Annotated in this window: 22 protein-coding genes and 1 tRNA gene; 3 read left to right on the top strand and 20 right to left on the bottom strand. The window is 70.0% G+C overall.

Annotated features, from left to right (window positions below):
- Positions 1-216 precede the first annotated feature (216 nt).
- Positions 217-1,134 (top strand): choline ABC transporter substrate-binding protein, encoded by a 918-nt coding sequence (choX, locus tag RISW2_RS13795; RefSeq protein ID WP_043772193.1) that lies wholly within the window; start codon positions 217-219, stop codon positions 1,132-1,134.
- A gap of 177 nt (positions 1,135-1,311) precedes the next feature.
- Here choX and RISW2_RS13790 read toward each other — a convergent pair whose 3' ends face one another.
- The 15 genes from RISW2_RS13790 to RISW2_RS13720 all read right to left on the bottom strand — a co-directional run bounded on the left by RISW2_RS13790 (position 1,312) and on the right by RISW2_RS13720 (position 16,136).
- Entirely contained in the window at positions 1,312-1,974 is a 663-nt protein-coding gene (locus RISW2_RS13790) for a DUF1236 domain-containing protein (protein WP_043772191.1), read from the bottom strand.
- A 176-nt stretch (positions 1,975-2,150) separates the two neighbouring features.
- Positions 2,151-3,230, bottom strand: a complete 1,080-nt coding sequence (locus RISW2_RS13785) for a 2'-deoxycytidine 5'-triphosphate deaminase (protein WP_043772189.1) — start codon at positions 3,228-3,230, stop codon at positions 2,151-2,153.
- 82 nt (positions 3,231-3,312) lie between these two features.
- Positions 3,313-3,389, bottom strand: a tRNA-Pro gene (locus RISW2_RS13780).
- Between the two features lie 87 nt (positions 3,390-3,476).
- A complete protein-coding gene (locus RISW2_RS25645; protein WP_043772187.1) occupies positions 3,477-4,376 on the bottom strand; it encodes a MerR family transcriptional regulator in 900 nt (299 codons plus the stop codon).
- A 10-nt stretch (positions 4,377-4,386) separates the two neighbouring features.
- A complete protein-coding gene (gene ihfA / locus RISW2_RS13770; RefSeq protein ID WP_043772186.1) occupies positions 4,387-4,689 on the bottom strand; it encodes an integration host factor subunit alpha in 303 nt (100 codons plus the stop codon).
- Positions 4,690-4,854: 165 nt separating this feature from the next.
- Positions 4,855-5,856 carry a type I glyceraldehyde-3-phosphate dehydrogenase gene (gap, locus tag RISW2_RS13765; RefSeq protein WP_043772184.1) on the bottom strand — a complete coding sequence of 334 codons (1,002 nt, stop codon included), beginning with the start codon at positions 5,854-5,856 and terminating at the stop codon, positions 4,855-4,857.
- A 197-nt stretch (positions 5,857-6,053) separates the two neighbouring features.
- Positions 6,054-6,197 (bottom strand): hypothetical protein, encoded by a 144-nt coding sequence (locus RISW2_RS13760; protein WP_043772182.1) that lies wholly within the window; start codon positions 6,195-6,197, stop codon positions 6,054-6,056.
- Positions 6,198-6,252: 55 nt separating this feature from the next.
- The gene (locus tag RISW2_RS13755) at positions 6,253-7,260 is read right to left on the bottom strand and encodes an aldose epimerase family protein (protein ID WP_043772180.1); all 1,008 of its coding nucleotides are present in this window, start codon (positions 7,258-7,260) and stop codon (positions 6,253-6,255) included.
- Positions 7,257-9,179 carry a beta-galactosidase gene (locus RISW2_RS13750; protein WP_043772178.1) on the bottom strand — a complete coding sequence of 641 codons (1,923 nt, stop codon included), beginning with the start codon at positions 9,177-9,179 and terminating at the stop codon, positions 7,257-7,259. Before RISW2_RS13750 ends, RISW2_RS13755 begins: the two co-directional genes overlap by 4 nt.
- Positions 9,180-9,199: 20 nt before the next feature.
- Positions 9,200-9,835, bottom strand: a complete 636-nt coding sequence (locus RISW2_RS13745) for a 2-dehydro-3-deoxy-6-phosphogalactonate aldolase (RefSeq protein ID WP_043772176.1) — start codon at positions 9,833-9,835, stop codon at positions 9,200-9,202.
- Positions 9,832-10,734, bottom strand: coding sequence for a 2-dehydro-3-deoxygalactonokinase (locus RISW2_RS13740; protein ID WP_043772174.1), 903 nt, complete (start codon positions 10,732-10,734; stop codon positions 9,832-9,834). Before RISW2_RS13740 ends, RISW2_RS13745 begins: the two co-directional genes overlap by 4 nt.
- 134 nt (positions 10,735-10,868) lie before the next feature.
- On the bottom strand, positions 10,869-12,950 hold the full coding sequence (locus RISW2_RS13735; RefSeq protein ID WP_043772172.1) for an alpha-galactosidase: 2,082 nt from the start codon (positions 12,948-12,950) through the stop codon (positions 10,869-10,871).
- Positions 12,947-13,795 (bottom strand): carbohydrate ABC transporter permease, encoded by an 849-nt coding sequence (locus RISW2_RS13730; protein WP_043772171.1) that lies wholly within the window; start codon positions 13,793-13,795, stop codon positions 12,947-12,949. Before RISW2_RS13730 ends, RISW2_RS13735 begins: the two co-directional genes overlap by 4 nt.
- A gap of 102 nt (positions 13,796-13,897) precedes the next feature.
- Positions 13,898-14,812 (bottom strand): carbohydrate ABC transporter permease, encoded by a 915-nt coding sequence (locus tag RISW2_RS13725; protein ID WP_043772169.1) that lies wholly within the window; start codon positions 14,810-14,812, stop codon positions 13,898-13,900.
- A 70-nt stretch (positions 14,813-14,882) separates the two neighbouring features.
- Positions 14,883-16,136 (bottom strand): ABC transporter substrate-binding protein, encoded by a 1,254-nt coding sequence (locus RISW2_RS13720; protein ID WP_043772167.1) that lies wholly within the window; start codon positions 16,134-16,136, stop codon positions 14,883-14,885.
- Positions 16,137-16,317: 181 nt separating this feature from the next.
- Here RISW2_RS13720 and RISW2_RS13715 point away from each other — a divergent pair, with 181 nt between their 5' ends.
- Together RISW2_RS13715 and RISW2_RS13710 are read left to right on the top strand one after the other, a co-directional pair.
- Positions 16,318-17,121: an IclR family transcriptional regulator gene (locus tag RISW2_RS13715; protein ID WP_043772165.1), complete on the top strand. Its 804-nt coding sequence runs from the start codon at positions 16,318-16,320 to the stop codon at positions 17,119-17,121.
- A 19-nt stretch (positions 17,122-17,140) separates the two neighbouring features.
- Positions 17,141-18,196 (top strand): ABC transporter ATP-binding protein, encoded by a 1,056-nt coding sequence (locus RISW2_RS13710; protein ID WP_043772163.1) that lies wholly within the window; start codon positions 17,141-17,143, stop codon positions 18,194-18,196.
- A 10-nt stretch (positions 18,197-18,206) separates the two neighbouring features.
- Here RISW2_RS13710 and RISW2_RS13705 read toward each other — a convergent pair whose 3' ends face one another.
- The 5 genes from RISW2_RS13705 to RISW2_RS13685 all read right to left on the bottom strand — a co-directional run bounded on the left by RISW2_RS13705 (position 18,207) and on the right by RISW2_RS13685 (position 23,072).
- On the bottom strand, positions 18,207-18,827 hold the full coding sequence (locus RISW2_RS13705; RefSeq protein WP_043772161.1) for a YitT family protein: 621 nt from the start codon (positions 18,825-18,827) through the stop codon (positions 18,207-18,209).
- A 108-nt stretch (positions 18,828-18,935) separates the two neighbouring features.
- Positions 18,936-19,466 (bottom strand): methanogen output domain 1-containing protein, encoded by a 531-nt coding sequence (locus tag RISW2_RS13700; protein ID WP_043772159.1) that lies wholly within the window; start codon positions 19,464-19,466, stop codon positions 18,936-18,938.
- Positions 19,467-19,610: 144 nt separating this feature from the next.
- A complete protein-coding gene (locus RISW2_RS13695; RefSeq protein WP_043772158.1) occupies positions 19,611-20,825 on the bottom strand; it encodes an NADP-dependent isocitrate dehydrogenase in 1,215 nt (404 codons plus the stop codon).
- Positions 20,826-20,941: 116 nt separating this feature from the next.
- Entirely contained in the window at positions 20,942-22,159 is a 1,218-nt protein-coding gene (locus RISW2_RS13690; RefSeq protein ID WP_043772156.1) for a multidrug effflux MFS transporter, read from the bottom strand.
- Positions 22,160-22,430: 271 nt separating this feature from the next.
- A complete protein-coding gene (locus RISW2_RS13685; RefSeq protein ID WP_043772155.1) occupies positions 22,431-23,072 on the bottom strand; it encodes a DsbA family oxidoreductase in 642 nt (213 codons plus the stop codon).
- Positions 23,073-23,120 lie beyond the last annotated feature (48 nt).

The following is a 23,120-nucleotide window of genomic DNA, read 5'->3' as shown; positions in this document are numbered from 1 at the left end:
GACTCCAAAGGGAGCAGGTCAGATTGTGTCCCACGGCGCGGAATGCGTCAGGCGGATGCCGCGGCCTTTTCGCGTCCGGGGGCGCCCGCGCCGCCCGGTGCCCGGGCCATGCCGAAGCAATACGCATGCCGGCAGGCCCGCTGCAGGCGGGGGCTTTTATCGCGGGTCGGTTCGTGTCATTGATTGCTCAATCAATCAACCAACAAGGAGGAAGACATGATCCGTACCGTTCTCGCGACCACCACCGCCCTTGCGGGTCTGGCCGGTGTCGCGCACGCCGCCTGCGACACCGTCTCGATGTCCGACGTGGGCTGGACCGACATCACCACCACCACCGCGACCGCGCAGCACGTGCTCGAGGGGCTCGGCTACGAGGTCGACGTCAAGGTGCTGTCGGTGCCCGTGACCTTCGCCTCGCTCGAGAACGACGACGTCGACGTGTTCCTCGGCAACTGGATGCCCGCGCAGACCAGCGCCATCACGCCCTACCTCGAATCGGGCGAGATCGAGCAGGTGAACGTGAACCTCGAGGGCACCAAGTACACGCTCGCCGTGCCCACCTATACCTGGGACGCGGGCCTGCAGAGCTATGCCGACATCGCCGAGTTCGCCGACGCGCTCGACGAGAAGATCTACGGCATCGAGCCCGGCAACGAGGGCAACGCCTACCTCGTCTCGCTGACCGAGAAGGACGCGCACGGCCTCGGCGCATTCGACGTGGTCGAAAGCTCCGAGCAGGGCATGCTGAGCCAGGTGCGCCGCGCTTACGAGAGCGAGGAGCACGTGGTCTTCCTCGGCTGGGAGCCGCACCCGATGAACGCCAATTTCGACCTGAAGTACCTGCCGGGCGGCGAGGAATTCTTCGGCGGCGAGGGCGTGGTGCACACCGTCACCCGCAAGGGCTATTCCGAGGAATGCCCGAACGTGGGCAAGCTCCTGTCGCAGATGGATTTCTCGCTCGACATGGAGAACCGTATCATGGGCGAGATCCTCGACGAGGGCGCCGATCCGGGCGAGGCGACGCTCGCCTGGCTCAAGGAGAACCCGGGCGTGCTCGATACCTGGCTCGACGGCGTGACCACCGCGGGTGGCGAGCCGGGCCTCGACGCGGTCAAGGCGCATCTGGGCCTCTGACCACCGCGCGCTGCGTTAACCCCCGAAATGCCCGCGTGCCGCATGATGGCTTCACCGGGCGGTCCCCCGCCCGGGCGTCGCCACGGGCTGCATCGGATGGACGGCGTTGCGCCATCGCCTGAAACGACGGGACCCCGGCCAAAGCCGGGGTCCTTTTCCTGTCGGGGTCCGTGCCGCTCAGCGCACCACGGTCACGATGCGCCGGGTTTCGCTGTCGATGACCACCGGCTGCTGGTTCACGTTCACGTAGGAATACTGCGTGTCCGGGATTTCGTAGACGTCGACGTCCTGCGGGATGCCGGCACCCGCCGCAACCTCGCCCTCGAGATAGACGGGCTCGACCGGGTTCTGGCGCACGTAGGTCACCGTCTCCTCGTCCACCGTGTTCGCGGCGCCGGTCGCGGCACCGAGGATGGCGCCCGCGGCCACCGCGGCGGGGCCGCCGACCAGCAGCGCGCCGGCTGCGGCACCCCAGCCGGCGCCCGCCGCGCCGCCCACGGCCTTGTTCCCCTCGTCGTAGGTCACCGTCTCGATCTCGAGCGTCTGCGGCGCCTGGTAGAGCACGACCGGCTCGTCCTCGACCGGCGTCGTCAGGTAGGCCGAGTACGCCCAGCCGGTGACACCGTCATGGGTGACCTCGCACCACTCGCCACCCTCGAGGCAGCCTGCCACGTCCACCTGCGCATCGGCGGGGATCACGCCTTCGACGGCGTATTGCGCGCCGGGCCCCGCGCGGAAGTTCAGGTCGGTCGTGGCCGACGCGGTCATCTGGGCCATGGCCGGGGCGGCCGCGACGCTGGCGAGAAGGGCGGAGGCGATGGCGATCTTCTTGACGTTCATGGGTCTTGCTCCTTGGTCTCTGGATCGGGCGATGGCCGCCCGCGTGATCCAAGAAGCCGCGACGGGACTTTCCCGTTCCGACACCCCGGCGCCGTGTTTCAGGGAACCGGCGATCCGGCGCCGACCCGTGACCGGCCCTCGGCGAAAGCCCGTAGGTTCCCGCCAAGGTCCCGGAATCAGGCGCGAAAATGCTTCGAGAGTTTCAATCCCTGGCCCTGGTAGTTGGATGCGATGCCCGCGCCGTAGACCTGTCGGGGCACCACGGCCATGCGCTCGTAGACGAGCCGGCCGACGATCTGCCCGTGCTCCAGCACAAACGGCGCCTCGTGGCAGCGCACCTCGAGCACCCCCCGCGACCCGAGCCCGCCCGCGCCCGCATGTCCGAAGCCCGGGTCGAAGAAGCCCGCGTAATGCACCCGGAACTCGCCCACCATGGCGAGGTAGGGCGCCATCTCGGCGGCGTAGAGCGGCGGGATGTGCACCGCCTCGCGGCTGACCAGGATGTAGAAGGCATCGGGGTCGAGGATGATGCGCCCGTCGCGGCTGCGGAGCGTCTCCCAGAAATCCGAGGGATCGTAATGGCCGATCCGGTCCAGGTCGATGACGCCCGTGTGCGGCTTTGCCCGGTAGCCGACGATACCGTCCGGCCCCGGCGACAGGTCGACCGAAAAGCCGAGCCCGTCGCGGATCGTGGCGGGCCCGCCCGTCACCAGCGTCTCGGCGGCGTGCAGGTCTGCCAGTTCGCCGTCGTCGAGGACCGAGCGACCCGCGCGGAACCGGATCTGGTTCAGCCGCATGCCCGGCCGCACCAGGACCGAGAACGAGCGCGGGCAGATCTCGGCGTAGAGCGGTCCGGCATAGCCCTCGGCCACGCGGTCGAACTCGGTTCCGCCATCGGTGATCGTGCGCGTCAGCAGGTCGAGCCGCCCGGTCGAGCTCTTGGCATTGGCGACGGCCTGCACGCCCTCGGGCAGCGCCAGCCGTTCCATCAGCGGCACGAGGTAGACGCACCCCTTCTCGAGCACGGCCCCCTCCGGGCCGAGCGCGATCCGGTGCATCTCGAAATCCTTGAGCCGGTCCGCGACCGGCACGCCCTGTCCTGCGAGGAACGACGCCCGCACGCGGTGCGCGACGGTGCCGAGCCGCAGGTCGAGGCTTGCAGGCTGGATCTGTCCGTCCACGGGCGGCCGGTCTGCGGCGATGGCGCCTTGCTCGAACAGCGCCTCGATCTGCTGGCTGGCATAGACGCCGGTCATCGCGGGCCTCTCTCCTGCACGTCGCGGCGCAGGCTCCGAAGATCGGGGCCCGCGCAGGTCTTTCGGATGCGGGGAGGTGATCTGGTCGGGCTAGCAGGACTTGAACCTGCGACCTTCCGTCCCCCAGACGGACGCGCTACCAGGCTGCGCCATAGCCCGACTTGATGGTCTGCGTGATACATCTTCTGTGGGCGGGAGCAACCCCTTGCGGCACGATTTTTCATCGCCCCGGCCGCGTCGCCGCGCTCAGGCGCCGACGCGCGCGCGCAGCCGGGCGGCGAGCGGCGCGATGGCCTCGGCCTGCCGCGTGTCGAGCCGGCGGATCCGCGCGAGATGCGCCAGGACGCCCGGCACCGGTGGCGGGTCCACGTCGCCCGCGACGGCGTCGGCCGTTTCCGGCATGTCCGCCTCGGCGGCATCCGGCGCGGCCGCGTCCTCAGCCTCTCCGGCGGCCCGGTCGTCCGACAGCCGGACCGAGAACGGCGTCTGGAGGAAGGACGGCAGATCGCCGCCCTGCGGTGCGGCGGCAAAGAGATCGCCCTGCATCGACACCGGCCGCGGCGCGGCCTCGTCGTCGCCGCCCACGTCCGCGGGTCCCTGCGGCGCGTCCGCACGATGTTCCGCGGGGGCCTGCGGCTCGGACCACTCGGCCGGGTCCTCGGCCACCGGCGCTTCGGTCAGGACATCGTCCTCCTCGCGCGCCGGCGGCTCGGCGCGCGGCGGCACGAACGGCACGACCGTGTCGGTGGCCGGCTCCTCGGGAGGTGCGGCAAAGTCCGCGACGTCGTCCTCGGACGTGGTGACGGGCACCTCGGGCTCCGCGTCCTCGAGCAGCGGCGCCTCCTCGGACGTCGTGTCGACTGCGCCCGGGTCCACCGGCTGCGACAGGGCCGCGACCGCCTTGATCCCGCGCTCCGACAGGATCTTCTGCACGCCCTTGATGGTCATGCCGTCGTCGTGCAGCAGCTTCTTGATGCCGCCCAGCAGCTCCATGTCCGCGGGCCTGTAATAGCGGCGTCCCCCGGCGCGCTTGACTGGCTTCACCTGCGCGAACTTGCTTTCCCAGAACCGGAGCACGTGGGCGGGGGTGTCGAGCCACTCCGCCACCTCGCTGATGGTCCGGAAGGCATCGGGGGATTTGGTCATGTGGCCGACCTCAGGGCTTGTTGCCGGCGGCGACGCGCTCTTTCATCAGGTGGGAGGGGCGAAAGGTCAGCACGCGGCGCGGCTGGATCGGCACTTCCTCGCCGGTCTTCGGGTTGCGCCCGACGCGGGCCGCCTTGTCGCGCACGGAGAACGTGCCGAACGACGAGATCTTGACCTGCTGTCCCGCGACCAGCGCATCGGACATGTGCCCCAGCACCGCCTCGACCAGCTCCGCGCTCTCGTTGCGCGACAGGCCGACCTCGCGGAACACCGCTTCGCTCAGGTCCATGCGCGTCAGTGTCTTTTCGCCCATCACATCCCTCCCGGTTTCGTGAAGCATGTGCCGGAGGCTTTTCCGGAGTCAATATCAAGGACTTGTCAACGTACGTTCTCACGTCGCGGGGCAGGGGAAAACCGTGCGCTTTCCCCCGCTCCCGGGCCGTCCGGGCGCCCCGCCACAGGCGCGGCGCCCGTTTTTTCAGCCGAGCTTGCCCATGGCGACCGCGGTGTCGGACATCCGGTTGGAGAAGCCCCACTCGTTGTCGTACCACGACAGCACGCGGACGAAGGTGCCGTCCATGACCTTGGTCTGGTCGGTGGCAAAGATCGACGAATGGGCGTCGTGGTTGAAGTCCTGGCTCACGAGCTTGTCGTCGGTGACCGCGAGGATGCCCTTGAGCGGGCCGGACGCGGCGGCGCGGATCGCCTCGTTGATCTCCTCGGCGGTGGTGTCGCGCGACGCCTCGAAGGTGAAGTCCACGACCGAGACGTTCGGCGTGGGCACCCGGATCGCCACGCCGTCGAGCTTGCCGTTCAGCGCCGGCAGCACGAGGCCCACGGCCTTCGCGGCCCCGGTCGAGGTCGGGATCATCGACAGCGCCGCGGCGCGCGCGCGGTAGAGATCCTTGTGCATCGTGTCGAGCGTCGGCTGGTCGCCGGTATAGGAGTGGATCGTCGTCATGAAGCCGCGCTTGATGCCGATCGCGTCGTCGAGGACCTTGGCCACCGGCGCGAGGCAGTTCGTGGTGCACGAGGCGTTCGACACGACCTTGTCCTCGGCGGTCAGGCTCTCGTGGTTCACGCCGTAGACGATGGTCTTGTGCGCGTCCGAGCAGGGCGCGGAGACGAGCACGCGCTTCGAGCCGTTCTCGAGGTGATACGCGGCCTTCTCCTGGCTCGTGAAGATGCCGGTGCACTCGAGCGCGATGTCCACGTCGGACCAGGGCAGCTCCTTCGGATCGCGGATCGCGGTCACGCGGATCGGGCCGCGGCCGACGTCGATCGAGTCGTCGGTGGTCTTGACCTCGGCGGGAAAGCGGCCGTGCACGCTGTCGTAGCGCAGCAGATGCGCGTTGGTCTCCACCGGGCCGAGGTCGTTCAGCGCGACCACCTCGATGTCGGTGCGGCCGGATTCGATGATGCTGCGCAGCACGTTGCGGCCGATGCGGCCGAAGCCGTTGATGGCAACCTTGGTCGTCATGACGTTCTTTCCTCCGGGTCAGGTCTTCCGGCGCGTGTGGCCTCTCGGACACCGCGCCGGCGGTTCGGATTGCGGTCCGCCGGCAGGCGGCAGGCGACGTGGCCCGAGGGCGCACGGCTGCCCTCGCGCTAGCAGCAGGCGTGCCGCTGGGCAAGCCATGGCGTGCCCGGCGGGCAGTCCCGGGCGCGGCCGGCGGCTCACCGCCAGAACGCGACCCAGTCGATCAGGACATAGCCCTTGCGCGCGAGGAACAGAAGATGCGCGCCGTCGAAGGCCACCGCGTCATATGCGATGCCGCCGGCGATCATCAGGCCGAGGACAAGTGCGATGGTGTTGGTCACGCGGGTGTCTTCCGGAATGCGGGCGCTCCGGTGATGCCAGAGCGCCGCCGCGCTGTCACGCCTGATCGGGCCCCCGGTCCGCGCTCGCGAAGGCAAAGCGCGTCACCTGCCGGTAGGTGTCGCCCGGAACGAGGTCGACCTGCGCGCGCATCGGCCCGTTCGCCGCGTCGACCCAGGCCTGCGGCTCGATCGCGATGCCCGAGCGCGCGCCGTAGCCGCGCCCGTCGAGGCCCGCGCCCTCGGCGACCTCGAGCGCCCGGCCGTCATAGACCTGGAGGCCGGGCTCGGTCGTCGAGAGCGTCATCGCGACGCCGCCCGCCTGCATCCACAGCACGTCGGTCACCGCCCGCCGCGCCGCCGCGAGGCAGTAGCTGTGGTCGATGTCAGACGGCAGCGCGCCGGCCTGGCGCAGGTCGAACCGGGTGCCGGCGACGGAAGCGGGCGGTCCGTCGGGAATGTTGTGGTCGTCTACCGGCTGGTACGTCTCGGCCGCGATCCGCAGGCGGTGGTCGTCGGTCACCGTCGCGCCCGAGAGGTTCCAGTAGGCGTGCGAGGCGAAGTTGCAGAGCGTCGGCGCATCGGTCCCGGCCGTGATCTCGATCTCGAGCGCCGCGCCGTCCAGCCTGTAGGTCACCTGCACGTCGAGCGTGCCGGGAAAGCCCATGTGCCCGTCGGGCAGGGTGTCGGCCAGCACCACGTGTCCCGGTCCCTGTTCGACGATCCGCCAGAGCCTGCGCCCGGTGCCGTCGGACCCGCCATGCAGCGTGGTGCGTCCGCCCTCGTTGCGGTCGAAGTCGCATGTCCGGCCGGCGATCTCGGCGCGGCCCTCGGCGATCCGGTTCGCCACGCGGCCGACGATCACGCCCATGTAGGGCGCCCCGTCGCCGGCATAATCCGAGGCGTCGGCGAGGCCCAGCACCAGCGGGTGCGCCACGCCGGCGAGCCTGAGATCGCGCAGTGCCGCACCGAAGGTCAGGATTTCCGCGGTCAGCGTGCCGTTGGCGAGCGTGACGCCATGGATCGCGCGGCCGTCCGGCGTCGCGCCCCGTGTCTCGACGGTCATGAAAGCACCTCCCTGAAGACGCCGGCGGCGGGCAGGACACCGATGTCGGTCTCCGCCGGGGCCGCGCCGTGGTTGAACCAGAACCGCTCCGCAGCCGTCTCGCGCACGCGGACGCCTTCGGGCAGGGCGCGCGTCGCGATGCCGGCGCGGGAGCAGAGATCGGCCACCAGCCGGTCGAGCGCCTGCGCGTCGCCCGTGCCGGTCATGTAGGTGATGCGCCCCGCGCGCAGGGCGACGGGCACGCCGTCGGTCGTCGCCAGGACCGGCTCGGCACTGCCCTCGACCTCCTCGCGGTAGCCCGCGACGGCGCCCCCGCCCTCAAGCGCAAGCGCCATGTCGGGCCCGAGGCTCTCGGCCCTGACCACGGTCAGGTCGAGGCCGGGAAAGGCCGGCGGCAGCGGCACGGGGGTCTGCAGGTGCGCGTCCCGCGCGCCGCCGCGCGGGCCGATCAGCACCTCGGCGCCGCAGGCCGCGAGCCGCTGCTTGAGACCCGTGTCCATGGTGACGAGCGCCGGCGCGAACACCGCCGCGTAGCCCGACAGATCGCCGTCGGGCGGCACGATGTCCACCGACAGCCCCGCGCGCCGAAGCGCCCGGTAATGGTCGAGCACGATCAGGAAATAGCTCGCGTCGTGGGCGTGTGGCTGCACCTGCCAGCCCCAGTCCGCGGCATAGTCGAAGACCAGCGCCACAGGCGCCCGTGCCGGGGCGACCTCGGGCGCGCCCGCGATCTCGAGCGCGACCTGCCGCACCTCGGCCATGCCGGGCGCATCGACGCTGTCGGGGCGCAGGAGCCCCGTGTGCAACTGTTCCTGCGCGAAGGGCGCCTGCCGCCAGCGGAAGTAGCACACCGCCTCGGCCCCGTGGGCGAAGGCCTCCCACGACCAGAGCCGGACCATGCCGGGCAGGGGTGAGGGATTGTAGGGCGCCCAGTTCACCGGTCCGGGCTGCTGCTCCATGACCCACCAGCGCCCGCGCCCGACCGCGCGGTAGAGGTCGTGGTGGAAGGCCTGGAAATCCGGGTCGCCCTGCCGCGCATAGGCGGCCTTCTGATCGTCGGTCGCGCCGACGCGGTCCTGCAGGAAGCCGATCGGGTAGCTGTCCCAGGTCGCGATGTCGAGATCCGCGCCCACCGCGAAATGGTCGAAGCCGGTCTCGCGACCCATGTAGTTGTGCAGGATCGGCGCGTCGGTTCGGGCGCGCAGGATCTCGACCTGCGCCCGGTTGAACGCGACCACGGCGTCCGAGGCAAAGCGCCGGAAGGCCATGGCGTGGGCGGGGTTCGGCTCGGTCACCGTCAGGTTCGGCAGGTCGATCTCGTCGAAATCCGCGTAGTCCATGGACCAGAACACGTTGCCCCAGGCCCGGTTCAGCGCGGCGATATCGCCGTCATTGCCGTCGGAGGCGGGAAAGGCCGCGCGCAGCCAGTGCCGGAACGCGTGTCGCGCCGCGTCGGAATAGGACAGCGTCGTGTCGTGGCAGCCGTATTCGTTGTCGGTCTGCCACGCCGCCACGCGCGGATCGCGCCCGTAACGGTCCGCCAGCAGCGTGACGATGCGCCGGCATTCCTCGAGGTAGCCGCGATGGCTGAAGCAGTAGTGCCGGCGCGAGCCGAAGCGGCGCGGCCGCCCCTCCGCATCGACTGCCAGCATGTCCGGGTGCCGCGTCAGCATCCAGCGCGGCGGCGTAGCGGTGGGCGTGCCCAGCACGACCCGCAGTCCCGCCCCGGCAAGGACGCCGATCGCGCGGTCGAGCCAGTCGAAGGTCAGCCGTCCGGGTTCGGGTTCGAGCCGGGACCACGCGAACTCGCCGATCCGCACCCAGGTGAGGCCTGCCTCGGCCATGCGCCGCGCGTCCTCGGCCCAGAGCCGCTCCGGCCAGTGCTCGGGATAGTAGCAGGTGCCGAGGGTGCGCTGCATGGCGTCCGTCCCCGCGCCGCTCATGCGCCCCCACCATGCGCGGCGTCGAACGCCGCGACCAGTGCCGCCGCGCGGGCGCCCACCGCGGCGGGCGCCGTCCCGGGCGCATAGAGGCTGCTGCCGATGCCGTAGCCCGTCGCGCCCGCGCGCGCCCAATCGGCGAAGTCGTCCGCGCCGACGCCGCCCACGGCATAGGTCTCGGTCCCCCGCGGCAGGACGGCCGCAAGCGCCTTGAGCCCGTCCGGCCCGATCTTCGACGCCGGAAAGAGCTTGAGACCGTCGGCGCCGGCGCGCAGCGCCGCGAAACATTCCGTGGCGGTAAAGACGCCCGGGTAGGACAGGAGACCCGCCGCCTTGGTCGCGCGCACGACCTCGGTGTTGCAGTCGGGCGAGACCACCATGCGCGCGCCGAGCGCCGCGAGCCGCGCGACGGCCTCGACGTCGAGGACGGTGCCGGCGCCGATCAGGGCGCGCCCGTCCGCGGCCGCGATCATGGCGGCGATGCTGTCGTAGGGATCGGGCGAGTTGAGCGGCACCTCGATCCGCGTCACGCCCTCGGCGATCAGCGCCTCGGTCACCGCGACTGCCTCGGCGGGCGTGATGCCGCGCAGGATCGCGATGAGCGGGCGGCCGGCAAGCGGTCCTGCTGGCGTCATTGCGCGGTCTCCTTCAGGTGCCGCCACGCCGCGGTCAGGCCCGCGAGCGTCATTGCCTCGGCGCCGAGCACCGAGGCCTCGAGCCCCTGTGCCCCGAGCGCCGCGCGGTAGGCGTCGGCAAGCGCCGTTTCGCCCACGATGGCCACCTGCTGGCCCAGCCAGTAGGGCCGCGCCGCCGCGAGCTCGATGCCCACGAGCAGGCCCGAGAGCCGCGACTGCGCCGTCTCGGGCCCGAGCCCGCGGAGCAGCGATTCGGCCCGCAGCGCGAAGAGGTCGCCCGCGACGGTGGCCGGATGCGACAGCGCGCGGTCGACCGCCACAAGGAAGGCCTCGCGGTCCCAGGTCTCGCCACCGAGGCTGTGGCGCAGGACCGACCGCTCGCGCAGGAGCGCGAAGAGCTCGCCCGTCATGTAGGTGCGGAAACTCACGATCTCGCCCGCGCTCACGTGCACCCACTTGGTGTGCGTCCCGGGCAGGCAGATGACCCCGTCGAAGCCCGGCCGTTCCTGCAGGACGCCCGCGATCTGCGTCTCCTCGCCGCGCATGACATCGGTGGGATCGTCCTGGCTGATGCCCGGCAGGATGCGCACCGCGACCCGGCTGCTGCGGGTCTCGACGCGCACGGCGGCATCTGCGGAGGGCGGCACGCAGGGCACGCGCGCATAGGGGGCCTCGACCCATCCCTGCCGCGAGCCCGCCATGCCGCAGACGAGCACCGGGACCGTGCGGTCCTCCGGCAGGTCGCGGCGCAGGAGCCCGAGCAGCGTCGGCTCGTAATCCTCGCGCACGATCGCCGCCATGCCCTGGTCGCTCTCGATGCGCCGCTCCGGACGCCCCGCGTCGTCCATCAGCCAGAGCCGCAGGTTCGAGGTTCCCCAGTCGGCCGCAACCCAGTCCATGCCACGCCTCCTATTGCGTCGTTCCGCGGCGTCGCCGCCGCCGTCATCCGTGCCGTCCTAGCCGATCGGGCCGGCCATTGCGATGCGCGCGCCCCGCGGGGCGCGCATGGCCGCCATGCCGTCCTCGCGCGCGCTCACAGGCGCGTCCCCTCGAGAACCCACATGGTCTCGGGAAAGCTCCACGGCAGGCTCAGCCCGCGCGCCATCAGCGCCGCACCGCTCAGCTCCACCGGGCCGTCCTTCAGCGCCATCGGCGCCCGCGACAGGCCCTCGCGGACCTCCTCGCGGTTCACGAGGTCCACGCGGTAGCGCGCGTCCGCCGCGAGCCCCGCGAGCCGGAGCGGCCGCGGCGCGATCTGGTCCGAGGCCGCCGCGCGCCCGGCATAGACCACGAAGCGCTGCCCGTCCTCGGCCACCTGCGCCTCGGCGATCACCGCCGGGTCGGCGCTGTCGAGCTGCAGGATGTCCGCCGTCATGCGCCAGTCGCGGTTGTCCTTCCACCAGCGCGTGATGCGCGACAGGACCTCCGCCTCGTCGCCGGTCAGCTCGCGCGGGTCCATCTCGAACCCCATGTGGCGCATGGACGCCACCCAGGCGCGCATGCGGATGTCGATCACGCGCCCCGAGGTGTGGCAGCGCCGCGGACCGACATGGGACCCCGTCACCGAGGCGGGCAGGAACATCGCCGCCGCGTGCTGGATGCGCAGCCGTTCGAGCGCATCGTTCGAATCGGACAGCCAGACCCGGTGCGTCCGCGCGAGGATGCCGAAATCGATGCGCCCGCCGCCCGACGCGCAGCTCTCGATCTCGACCGCCGGGAACGCCGCGCGCAGCCGGTCGAGCAGCGCGTAGGTGCCGCGGGTCTGGGCGGCGTCGGGCTGCGGAAGGACGCGGTTGTGGTCCCATTTCAGGTAGTCGATGGCATGCGCGCCGAGGAGCGCGCCGAGCGCCTCGAAGAGGTGGTCGCGCACCTCCGCCCGCCCCATGTCGAGCACCATCTGCTGCCGTCCGGGCACCTGGTCGGCGGCGCCGAGCACCCAGTCGGGATGCGCCCGGCAAAGGTCGCTGTCGGCGTTTACCATCTCGGGCTCCACCCAGAGGCCGAAGGTCATCCCGAGGCCGTGCACGTGCTCGATCAGCGGCCCGAGCCCGTCGGGATATTTCCGCGCATCGACCTGCCAGTCGCCGAGGCTCCGCCGGTCGTCGTCGCGCCGCCCGAACCAGCCGTCGTCGAGCACGAAGCGTTCCGCCCCGAGCGCCGCGGCCCGCGTCGCGATGTCGGCGAGCTCGGGCAGGCGGTGGTCGAAATAGACTGCCTCCCAGCAATTGTAGTGCACGGGCCGGGGCCGTTCGGGGGCGGGCATCCGCAACACGCGCGCGCGCAGGTGACGCTGGAACATCCGCGCGCAGCCGTTCGTGCCCTGCACCGAGAACGCGGCATGGAGCGGCGCCGTCTCGACATGGGTGAGCGCGGCGGTCTCGCTGCCCGGGGCGTGGCCGAACTGCACCTGCCGCCGCCCGTCGGGCAGCTCCTCCGCCAGCATCCGGTGGCCGCCCGACCAGCCGTAATGGAAGGCATGCGCGCGGCCCGCGTCGGCGGTGGCGCCGGCGCCCGGCAGGACGAGGCCCGGGAAATGCTCGTGCCCCGTGCGCCCGGTGCGGTTCTCGCGCAGCCGTGCGCCCGCCGCCCAGGGCGTGACCACGCGGCGGAACTCGCCGATCCAGCGGCCGGCATAGTCCCAGATCTCGGACCCGTCCTCGGGCGCGGGAAAGACCGGCGCGGCAAGCCACCCGACACGCACCGGTGCCGCGGCCGCGAGCGCCGCCTGCGCCGTCAGGAGGCCGGTCCCGGGGTCGAGGTCGAAGGTCGCGGTGTAGGTGAGCCCGAGCGCCGCGTCCGCGAAGCCGAGCGTCAGGCCGTCCGCCCGCGCCGCCTCGCGCTCGAGGCGGAAGCGGGGCAGGAGCGGCGCGCCCGCCGCGTCGGCCACGACGAGCCCCGGCTGGCCGGGAAAGCTGCGCTCGGCCTCGGGACAGATCGAGAGCGGGGGATGCGCGTCGAGCATGCCGCCCGTCACGTCGCGCGTGCCCGCGGCGAACAGCGCCTCGGCGGCATCGGGAAGCCGCGCGCCCCAGTGCACGATCTCCGGCAGCTGCCCGTCGACCGAGACCAGGACCAGGCTGCGCTCCGCGTCCTCGAGCCGCCAGCTGCGGATCATTTCACCGCCCCGAGCGTCAGGCCCGCGATGAAGTGCCGCTGCATCAGGAAGAACATCGCCACCGGCGGCAGGGCCGCGACGATGCTGCCCGCGCTCATCAGGTGGTAGGCCGCACGGTACTGCGCGTTGAAGCTCGTGATGCCCGCGGTGACGGGCTGGCTCTCGGCGCCCTGCGTCAGCACCACCGCCCAGAAATAGTCGTTCCAGACGAAGGTGAAGATCAGCACCGACAGCGCGGCGATGGCGGGCTTCATCAGCGGCAGGACCACGAACCAGAAGATCCGCCATTCGGCCACGCCCTCGACCCGCGCCGCCTCGATCAGCTCGACCGGCAGCGCGCGGATGAAGTTCCGCATGAAGAGCGTGCAGAACCCGGTCTGGAACGCCACGTGAAAGAGCACGAGCCCCGCCTTGGTGTTGTAGAGCCCGAGCTCCAGCGTCAGGTCGCGCACCGGCACCATGAGGATCTGGAAAGGCACGAAGTTCCCGGCCACGAACATGAAGAAGATCAGGAGGTTGCCGCGGAACTTGTAGACCCCGAGCGCGAAGCCCGTCATGCACGAGAGCGCCACCGCCCCCAGCACCGTCGGCACCGTGATCAGTACCGAGTTCAGCAGGTAGCGCGGCATGTCGCTCTCGAGGAAGACCTTGCCGTAATTCTCGAGCCCCGCGAACCGCGACGGCCAGGCCCAGTAGTTGCCGGTGGTGAAGTCGGCGTCGGGCTTGACCGAGAACACCGCCACCGCGAGGAGCGGCAGCAGCCAGAGCACCAGCGCGAGCGGGATCATCGCCTGGTAGGTCAGTTGCGCCGCGCGCGGCTGCGTCTCGATGGGCCTCGGGAACATCTCAGACCTCCGTGCCGCTGGCCGGACCGCCCGGGCGCGCGGTCCCCTGCTTCTTCTTGGCGGAAATATCCCCGCCGGAGGCATTCCGGACGTGCCGCATGCTCACGCTCCCCGTTCCTGGCGCCACATCGACCACAGGAAGTAGGCGATGAAGACGAGCATGATGAGGAAGAGCACCACCGCGATCGCCGCGCCGTAGCCCATGCGGAAGCCGTATTCGCCGAGCGCCTTCTCGAACATGTAGAAGGACAGAACCCGGGTCGATCCGAACGGGCCCCCGTTGGTCATGACCGAGATGAGGTCGAACGAGCGCAGCGCGCCGATGATCGTGACGACGAAGGCGATGAAGGTCGCGGGCCGCAATTGCGGCAGGATCACGTACCACAGCATCCGCCATCCCTTCGCGCCGTCGAGACGCGCGGCCTCCACCTGTTCGGGGTCCACGGCGTTGAGCCCGGTGAGGTAGAGGATCATGCAATAGGCGACCTGCGGCCAGAGCCCGGCCACGATGATGCCGTAGGTCGCGAGCGCGGGATCGCCCAGCACGTTCACCGGCCCCAGTCCCACCGCGCCGAGGATCGCGTTCAGAAGCCCGAAGGTCGGATCGTAGAACCACGTGAAGACGAGGCCCACCACCACCTGGCTGATGACGAAGGGAAAGAAGAACAGCGACTTGTAGAGCCGGATGCCGGTCACGGTCTGGTTCAGGAACAGCGCGATGAAAAGACCGCCCGGGATCGCCAGAAGGTAGAGCAGGAGCCACTTGACGTTGTTGATCACCGACACCTCGAAGGCGCGGTCGCCGGCGAGCTCGCGGTAGTTCGCGAGCCCCACATAGTCCGGCTCGCCGAGGCCGTCCCAGCGGAAGAACGAGATCTGCACGCTTTGCGCCACCGGCAGCAGCACGTAGACGAGGAAGAAGAGGAGCCCGGGCAGCAGGAAGAGGACAGGCGCCACCACCTGACGGTTGCGCCTGAGCCATGTCGCGCCGGTCGCCTGCCGATCTGTCGCCGTCATGTCGCCTGCCCCCCTCGTGCCGCGCATGGCCGGGCAGGGCGGCGGGGTGTCCCGCCGCCCCGATCCCGCGTCAGTAGATCCGCTGCCGCGCCTGTTCGAGGCGGCCGAGGATGTCGTCGAGGTTGTCCGGGAACACCATGAACTCCTGGAACCCCTCCATCGCGACCGACGCCATCTCGGCGGGAGCGTCGCGGTCGAAGAACTGCGCGATCCCGCCCGGCGCGTTCGCGGAGAGCATCTCGAACCCTTCCTCGAGGAACTTGTCCTCGTCGACCTCGGAGGCCGCGTTGACCGGCAGCTGCCCGAGCGCGTCGCCGCCGTTGATCAGCGTCTGGTTCTCGGGCGAGACGACGAAGCGCAGGAAGGCGCGCGCGGCCTCCTTGTTCTCGGCCCCCGAGGGGATGTGGAACGTGTCCGTCGGCGCGTCCTCGGCCATGGGCAGGTCGGGATCGATCAGCGGGAACTGGTAGAACCCGAGCTGATCGTCGGTGAGGCCCGCCTCGCGCATGGGCGCCACCGCGAAGTTGCCCATCAGGTAGGCGGCGGCGTCGCCGTTCACCATGAAGGGCAGCGCCTCCTGCCAGCTGTAGGATTGGTGGTTGTCGATGAACGCGCCCATGTCGATGAGCTCGCGCCAGTTGGCGAAGGTCGTCCGCACGCGCTCGTCCGTCCACGGCACCTGGCCATTGGTGAGCTGCATGTGGAAGTCGTAGCCGTTCGTGCGCATGTTGATGTAGTCGAACCAGCCGCCGGCGGTCCAAAGGAACTTGGTGCCGATGGCAAAGCACTTGGTGCCTGCGTCGAGCAGCGTCTGGCAGTTCGACTTGAGCCCTTCCCAGTCGGCGGGCTCCTCGAGGCCATGCTCCTCGTAGATGTCCGCCCGGTAGAAGACGCCCCACTGGTAATAGGTGTAGGGCACGCCCCACTGCTTGTCGTCGACGGTCAGCGCGCTCTTGGTCGAGGCGAGGTTCTCGGCGATCTCGGGCTCTGCCCAGAGGTCGCTCACGTCCTCGAAGAGGCCGGCCTCGATATAGGGCCGCATGCGGTTCGCCGCGTACCAGTTCGCCACGTCGGGCGGGTTCGCGGTCAGGAAGTTGCGGATCTGCGTCTTGTAGGCCTCGCGCTCGATGATCGTCAGCTCCACCTCGAGATCCGGGTGCATCTCGTCGAAGCGGGCCGCCATGTCCTCCATCACCGCGCGGGGCGCGGGGTTCGACATGTCGGAAAAGATCGTCAGCGTGCCCGACAGCGACTCGTCCTGCGCGGTGGCGGGCAGCGCCGCCAGAAGCGCGAGCGCCGCCGTGGTGGTCCAAGCGGTCTTCATGCGATTCCTCCCTGTGATGCGGCCCGGGGACTAGCGCCAATCGGACCGGGTGTCGCGATGAGTTTCACTATTTGGAACATCATCTCAACTATTGAAACTATGCGGGGCGTGGGGTAGCCTGTCAACACTTTCGTCCGGGTCTGACCCGGCGGAAGCGGGAGGAACGGGAGGACGGCCTGGGATGCAGCGAGGCGCGGAGCGGCCTGCGCCCAACGGGGGCGCCGGCGACGGCACGGTGGGAAAGGCGCTCGACCTTCTCGACCGCGTGGCCGAACGCGGCCGGCCGGTGCGGTTCTCCGAACTGCAGGGCGAGGCCGGGCTGCCGAAGGCCACGCTCCATCGCCTGCTTCAGACGCTGACCAACCAGGGCATGCTGCACTACGACGACGAGCGGCACACCTACGGGCCGGGGCTGCGCCTCGTGCGGCTCGCCCACGCGGCCTGGGCGCAGAGCGCGCTCGCGCCGCTCGCCCGGCCGGTGATCGACCGGCTCGCGGCGGAGGTGCGCGAGACCGTCCACCTCGCGCAGCTCGAGCGCGGGCAGGTCCTCTATGTCGACAAGCGCAACGCCGAGCGACCGGTGCAGATGTTCGCGCAGGCCGGCAAGGTCGGGCCCGGCTACTGCACCGGCGTCGGCAAGGCGATGCTGGCCTTCCTCGACGACGCTGCGCGGCGCGACGCGGTGAACCGGCAGGCGTTCTTCGCGCACACGCCTGCGACCATCGCTTCGGCCGCGGCGCTCGAGGCCGAGCTTGCGACGATCCGCGCGGAGGGCATCGCCTACGACCGCGAGGAGCACGAGCCGGGCATCATCTGCATCGCGGCGCCGATCCTGTCGGCGCGCGGGCGGATGCTCGGGGCGCTGTCGATCACCACGACCACGGCGCGCCACGCGCTTGCCGATCTCGACGCGTGGCGGCCCGTGCTGCTGGCGGCCGCACAGGACATCGCCGCGGCCGCCGAGGCCTGGCAGTTTCCCGACTGACACCAAGGAGAGCGATTTCATGACCGGCGTCACCCTCGAGAAGGCCGTGAAGAAGTACGGCGAAACCCGGGTCATCCACGACGTCGACCTCACGGTCGAGGACGGGGAGTTCTGTGTCTTCGTGGGTCCCTCGGGTTGCGGCAAGTCCACGCTCCTGCGGATGATCGCCGGGCTCGAGGCGACGACCGCCGGCACGATCCGCATCGGCGCGCGCGACGTGACGCGGGCGGAACCGGCCGATCGCGGCGTCGCCATGGTGTTCCAGACCTACGCGCTCTACCCGCACATGACGGTCGCCGAGAACATGGGCTTCGGGCTCAAGATGACCGGCCATCCGAAGGCCGAGATCGACGCCAAGGTGCGAGAGGCGAGCCGCATCCTGAAGCTCGACGCGCTTCTCGACCGCAAGCCCAAGGCTCTGTCGGGCGGCCAGCGGCAGCGCGTGGCGATCGGGCGCGCCATCGTGCGCGGCCCCGCGGTGTTCCTGTTCGACGAGCCGCTGTCGAACCTCGACGCCGAGCTGCGCGTCGACATGCGCGTCGAGATCGCGCGCCTGCACAAGGAGATAGGCGCGACGATGATCTACGTCACGCATGACCAGACCGAGGCGATGACGCTCGCCGACCGGATCGTGGTCCTGCGCGCGGGCCGGGTGGAGCAGGTGGGCGCGCCCATGGATCTCTACCGCGATCCCGACAACCGGTTCGTCGCGGGCTTCATCGGCTCGCCGTCGATGAACTTCCTCGACGCGCGGGTGACGGACGGCGCGGTGGAGATCCCGGCGCTGGAGCGGCGCGTGGAGGTAGCGGCGTCGCTGCCGCCCGAGGGCACCGCGATCGTGGCGGGCCTGCGCCCCGAGCACCTCGTGCTCGAGCCGGGCGGAACGCTGGAGGTCGATCTGGCCGAGGCGCTCGGGGGCGTGTCCTACGCGCATCTCGCCGGGCCGGACGGCGCCCGCCTCGTGGTCGAGGACCGGGGCGACCGGCGCGCGGCGGAGGGCGAGCGCGTCTCGGTGACCTTCGAGCCGCGCAGGCTTTATCTCTTCGATCGCGAGACGGGGCTGCGCATCCGGTGAGGCGCCGCCCTCACGACCGCGCGATGTAGCGGTCGCGGCGATGGTTCACGGTGATGATGACGTTGAGGATCACCGCGCCCAGCAGCGACCAGCCCACGCGGTCGAGCGGGAAGAGCAGGAGCGCCACCGCAAAGACGCAGAGGTCGAAGCCCAGCTGCACGTTGCCCGCCTTGATCCCGCGGGTGTCCTGGAGCCAGAGCGCGACGATGCCCACGCCGCCGAGCGTGGCACCGTGCCGGAAGAGCGACAGGAGGCCGATCCCCGCGAGCACGCCGAACAGTGCCGCGCCGACCGCCGGGTGCAGGTCGCCGATGGTCAGCACGAACGGCATGAGGTCGGTCATCGCCGACATCGTGGTCACGGCAACGAAGTTCTTGACGGTGAACCGCCAGCCCAGCTGCCGCACCGCGAGCACGTAGAACGGCAGGTTCAACGCGAAGAACACGAGCCCGAAGCTGATCCCGGTGGGATAGGACACGATGAGCGCGAGGCCCGCGATCTGCCCGGTGATGAGCTCCGAGGCGCGCAGGAACTGGAGCCCGAGCGCCACCAGCGTGCTGCCGATGAGCATGCCCTGCACGTCCTCCGCGAGGCTGTGTCGGTCGGGCGGGGGCGTGTCGAGCAGCAGCATGCAGGTGGTTCTGGCGGCCGGGGGCGGGAATTCAAGCCCCGCGCCACCGCTCCGGAGCTCGGCGGCACGCCGTGACGTGGTCCGTGCCCGATTCGGTGGCAGCGCGGCTCAGGTGGCGGCGCCGGCCTCCCCGGCCTGGTACTCGATGCCGTCGTCGCCTTCGGTCAGCCAGACCTCGACCCGGCAGCCCGGCGCGCCCTTGGCGATGGTCTTGTCGAGATAGACGCGCGCATAACCGAGGTTCTCCGCGGTGACGCGGCCGAACACGCTCGAGGTCATCATGCAGAGCGACCTGCGGCCCTCGACATAGCGGCCGAACGGGCAGGCGGTGTTCACCAGAACGATCTTCTCGTCGTCGATGCTCTCGACGGAGAACCCGCCCTCGATCCTGCGCTTGAGGTCGACGAGCGCCGCGGCCACCTGGTCGCGGTCGAGCCGTCCGCCCCCCGCGGCCCGGGTGTAGTCGGCATTCATCTGCAGCCCGATGCGGTTGCCGACCTGCGAGATGTATCCCGCGGTCTGGTCGAGCCCGACACCGTCCTCGAGGAGGGCGGCCAGTTCCCGCAGCAGTTCCCGGAGAAAGACGTCGCGATCCCGTCGGATCGGCGCGGTCTCGAAGACGTTGGTCGCGTGCCCCATGGCCCCTCGCGCAGTTCGCGGTGCTGCGCAGACGCTAGGCCAAAATGAGCCGTTCTGGAAACATCTTTCGGAGGGCGCGCGTCACGGCGCGCGCGGAAGAAAGCCGGCGCGGGGGGACCCGCGCCGGCGAAGCCTGTCGTGCGCTCAGCGCTGGTAGGCCTTGTTCAGGTTCTCGTCGACCTTCTCGAGGAAGCCCATGGTGGTGAGCCACTTCTGGTCGGGCCCGACGAGCAGGGCGAGGTCCTTGGTCATGAAGCCGGCCTCGACCGTCTCGACGATCACCCGCTCGAGCGTCTCGGCAAAGGTCTTGAGCTCGTCGTTGCCGTCGAGCGTCGCGCGGTGCTTGAGACCGCCGGTCCAGGCGTAGATCGACGCGATGGAGTTGGTGGACGTCTCCTCGCCGCGCTGGTGCTGGCGGAAGTGGCGCGTGACGGTGCCGTGCGCCGCCTCGGCTTCGACGATCTTGCCGTCGGGCGTCATCAGCTGCGACGTCATCAGGCCGAGCGAGCCGAAGCCCTGCGCGACGGTGTCGGACTGCACGTCGCCGTCGTAGTTCTTGCAGGCCCAGACGAAGCCGCCCGACCACTTCATCGCGGCGGCGACCATGTCGTCGATCAGGCGGTGCTCGTAGGTGATGCCCTTGGCCTTGAACTGGTCGGCGAACTCGGCGTCGAACACCTCCTGGAAGATGTCCTTGAACCGGCCGTCATAGACCTTGAGGATCGTGTTCTTGGTCGAGAGGTAGACCGGCCAGCCGAGGGCGAGGCCGTAGTTGAACGAGGCCCGCGCGAAGTCGACGATGGACTGGTCGAGGTTGTACATGCCCATGTAGACGCCCGCGGACGGCGCGTCGTAGACCTTTTCCTCGATTTCCTGGCCGTCATTGCCGGTCCACTTGAGCGTCAGCGACCCGGCGCCCGGGAACTTGATGTCGGTGGCACGGTACTGGTCGCCGAAGGCGTGGCGGCCGATGACGATGGGCTGGGTCCAGCCCGGAACGAGGCGCGGCACGTTGCGGCAGATGATCGGAGCGCGGAACACGACGCCGCCCAGAATGTTGCGGATCGTGCCGTTCGGCGAGCGGTACATCCGCTTCAGCCCGAATTCCTCGACCCGGCCCTCGTCGGGCGTGATGGTCGCGCACTTGACCGCGACGCCCACTTCCTTGGTCTTTTCCGCGGCATCGACGGTGATCTGGTCGTCGGTGGCATCGCGGCTCTCGATCCCGAGGTCGTAGTAGAGCAGGTCGACGTCGAGATAGGGCAGGATCAGCTTCTTCTTGATGAAGTCCCAGATGATCCGGGTCATCTCGTCGCCGTCCATCTCGACGATCGGGTTCTCAACCTTGATCTTCGTCATGCGCTCGTCCCTCTTGGCTTGAGTCGGGTTGGACCCGCTCTAGCGCAAAAGTCGGGGCATGGGAACAGCGTATGCGGTGGTATACCGAATCTCGCCGATCCCCGCCTGCCGTTGGGTCAGGCGGTGGCGGGAAGCGCCGTTTCGACCCGCCGCATGTGCAGCATGAGCCCGAGCGCCAGCGTCGCCTCGATTGCCATCGCGACGGCGAGCGGCAGCGGCGTGCCGTCGAACATGAGCCCCACCGGGATCGCGAGGATCACCGCCGACACCGTGGCGATGGAGCCGATGAGGCTTGCCGCGAGGCCGGCGATGTGACCGAGCGGTTCCATCGCGATGGCGTTGAGGTTGCCGATCGAGAGCCCCGCCATGAAGAACACGGTCGCCTGCCAGAACACGAAGGCCGCGAAGTAGACCTGTTCGGGCACCGGGGCGAGGCTCAGCAGCACCATGGTCGCGGAGGTCGCCATCTGCACCGCGATGATCGTCGTCACGATGCGCCGCATGCCGAGCCGCACCACGAGGGCGGCGTTGATGAAGCTCGCCGCGCCTGCGGCCAGCGCCACGCCGCCGAACCACAGCGGGAACTGGTCGCCGCGCCCGAAGGTCACGTCGTAGACCGGCTGCACCGAAGACAGCATCGAGAACATCATGCCGAAGGCCAGCGCCTGCACCAGGATCGAGATCCGGACGACCGGGTGCGCGACCATCTCGCCGGCGGCCGAGCCGAGCGCTCGGACACTGAACGGCCGGCGCTTTTCCGGCGGATGGGTCTCGGGCAGGCGCAGCATGAGCCAGACCACCGAGATCACCGAGAAGAGCACGAAGGCCATGAACACGCCGCGCCAGCCTGCAAAGGCGATGATCACCGCGCCGAGCGAGGGGGCCAGCGCCGGAACCAGCGTGAAGACGATCATCACGAACGACATGATGCGCGCCATCTCCCGGCCCGCGACGAGGTCGCGGATGATGGCGAGCGCCACGACGCGGGGACCTGCGGCGCCGAGGCCCTGTGCCAGCCGTGCCGCCAGCAGCACCTCGAGCGTCTGCGCCCGCGCCGCGACGACCGCGGAGATGCAGTAGATGACAGCGCCCGCGATCACCACGGGCTTTCTCCCGTAGGTGTCCGACAGCGGCCCCGTGAAGAACGTGCCGATCCCCATGCCGAGCACGAACACCGTCAGCACGAGCTGCGCGGCGTTCACGTTGTCGGGGCTGAGCGCGCCCGCGATCTCCGGCAGGGCCGGCAGCATGGAATCGATGGAGAACGCGATGGTCGCGAACATCATGGCGATGAGCGCGATCAGCTCGGTTTTCCGGATCGGAAGCGACGACATGGGAACGGAATCCTTGTTCTTGTCCGCGGCATGTAGCACTCCGGCACTTAGGAAACCAGCCGGTATCCAAATGTTCGCAAGCCGCCGGAGGATCGCCTCCGCTCCTTGGCCCTTTGCGGATTCCAGGGATTTCAGGAGGTTGCCGCACGTCCTTTGCGTAGCGCAGCGCGTGGGCTTGCGCTCCGTGCATCGAACGGTTGCGGAAATTGCATGGCGATCCCGCCGGCGCGCAGCCGGCGGAGCTCTCTCATTGCATGCGCCGGGACCCCTCTCAGGTGGTCTCTGCGCCGGCCTTCAGCTCGTCGATCACCCGCCGCCACAGGTCGGGCGGCTGCGCGCCGGGCACGGCGTGCCGTCCCGCGACGATGAAGGTCGGAACGCCCGTCACCCCCATCTCGCGCGCGGCGGCGTCGCGGTCGCGGATCTCCTTGATGTCCGCGTCCGAGGCGAGAAGCCGCTGGATGATGCTCGCGTCGAGGCCGATCCCGTCGGCCACGTCCCCCAGCACCTCGCGGTCGCCGATGTCGCGGCCTTCGCGGAAATAGGCACGAAAGAGTGACGAGACCGCGGCGGTCTGCCGCCCCTCGATACCCGCCCAGTGGATCAGCCGGTGCGCGTCGAGCGTCGACGGCGTGCGCGCGATCCCCTCGAGGTTCAGCTCCACGCCCGCAGCCTCGGCCGCCTCGACGAGCGGGGCGTAGGCCTTCACCGCGCCCTCCTTGCCGCCGAACTTGGCCTCGAGATAGGCGCGGCGGTCCATGCCCTCGGGCGGCATGTCGGGGTTCAGCTGGAACGGGTGCCACTCGACCTCGAACGGGTGGTCGGGGACCTGCTCCAGCGCGCGGTCGAGCTGCGCCTTGCCGATATAGCACCAGGGGCAGATCGGATCGGAGAGGATGTCGAGTTTCACCATCGTGGGCCGGTTCCTTCGCGTCGGTCCGCGCCCTGATAGCAGAGCGTG

Origin of the sequence: Roseivivax isoporae LMG 25204, from assembly GCF_000521865.1 — a bacterium.
Lineage (GTDB): Bacteria > Pseudomonadota > Alphaproteobacteria > Rhodobacterales > Rhodobacteraceae > Roseivivax > Roseivivax isoporae.
The sequence above is the reverse complement of the archived record's forward strand: the minus strand, read 5'-3'. Positions and strand labels throughout refer to the sequence as shown.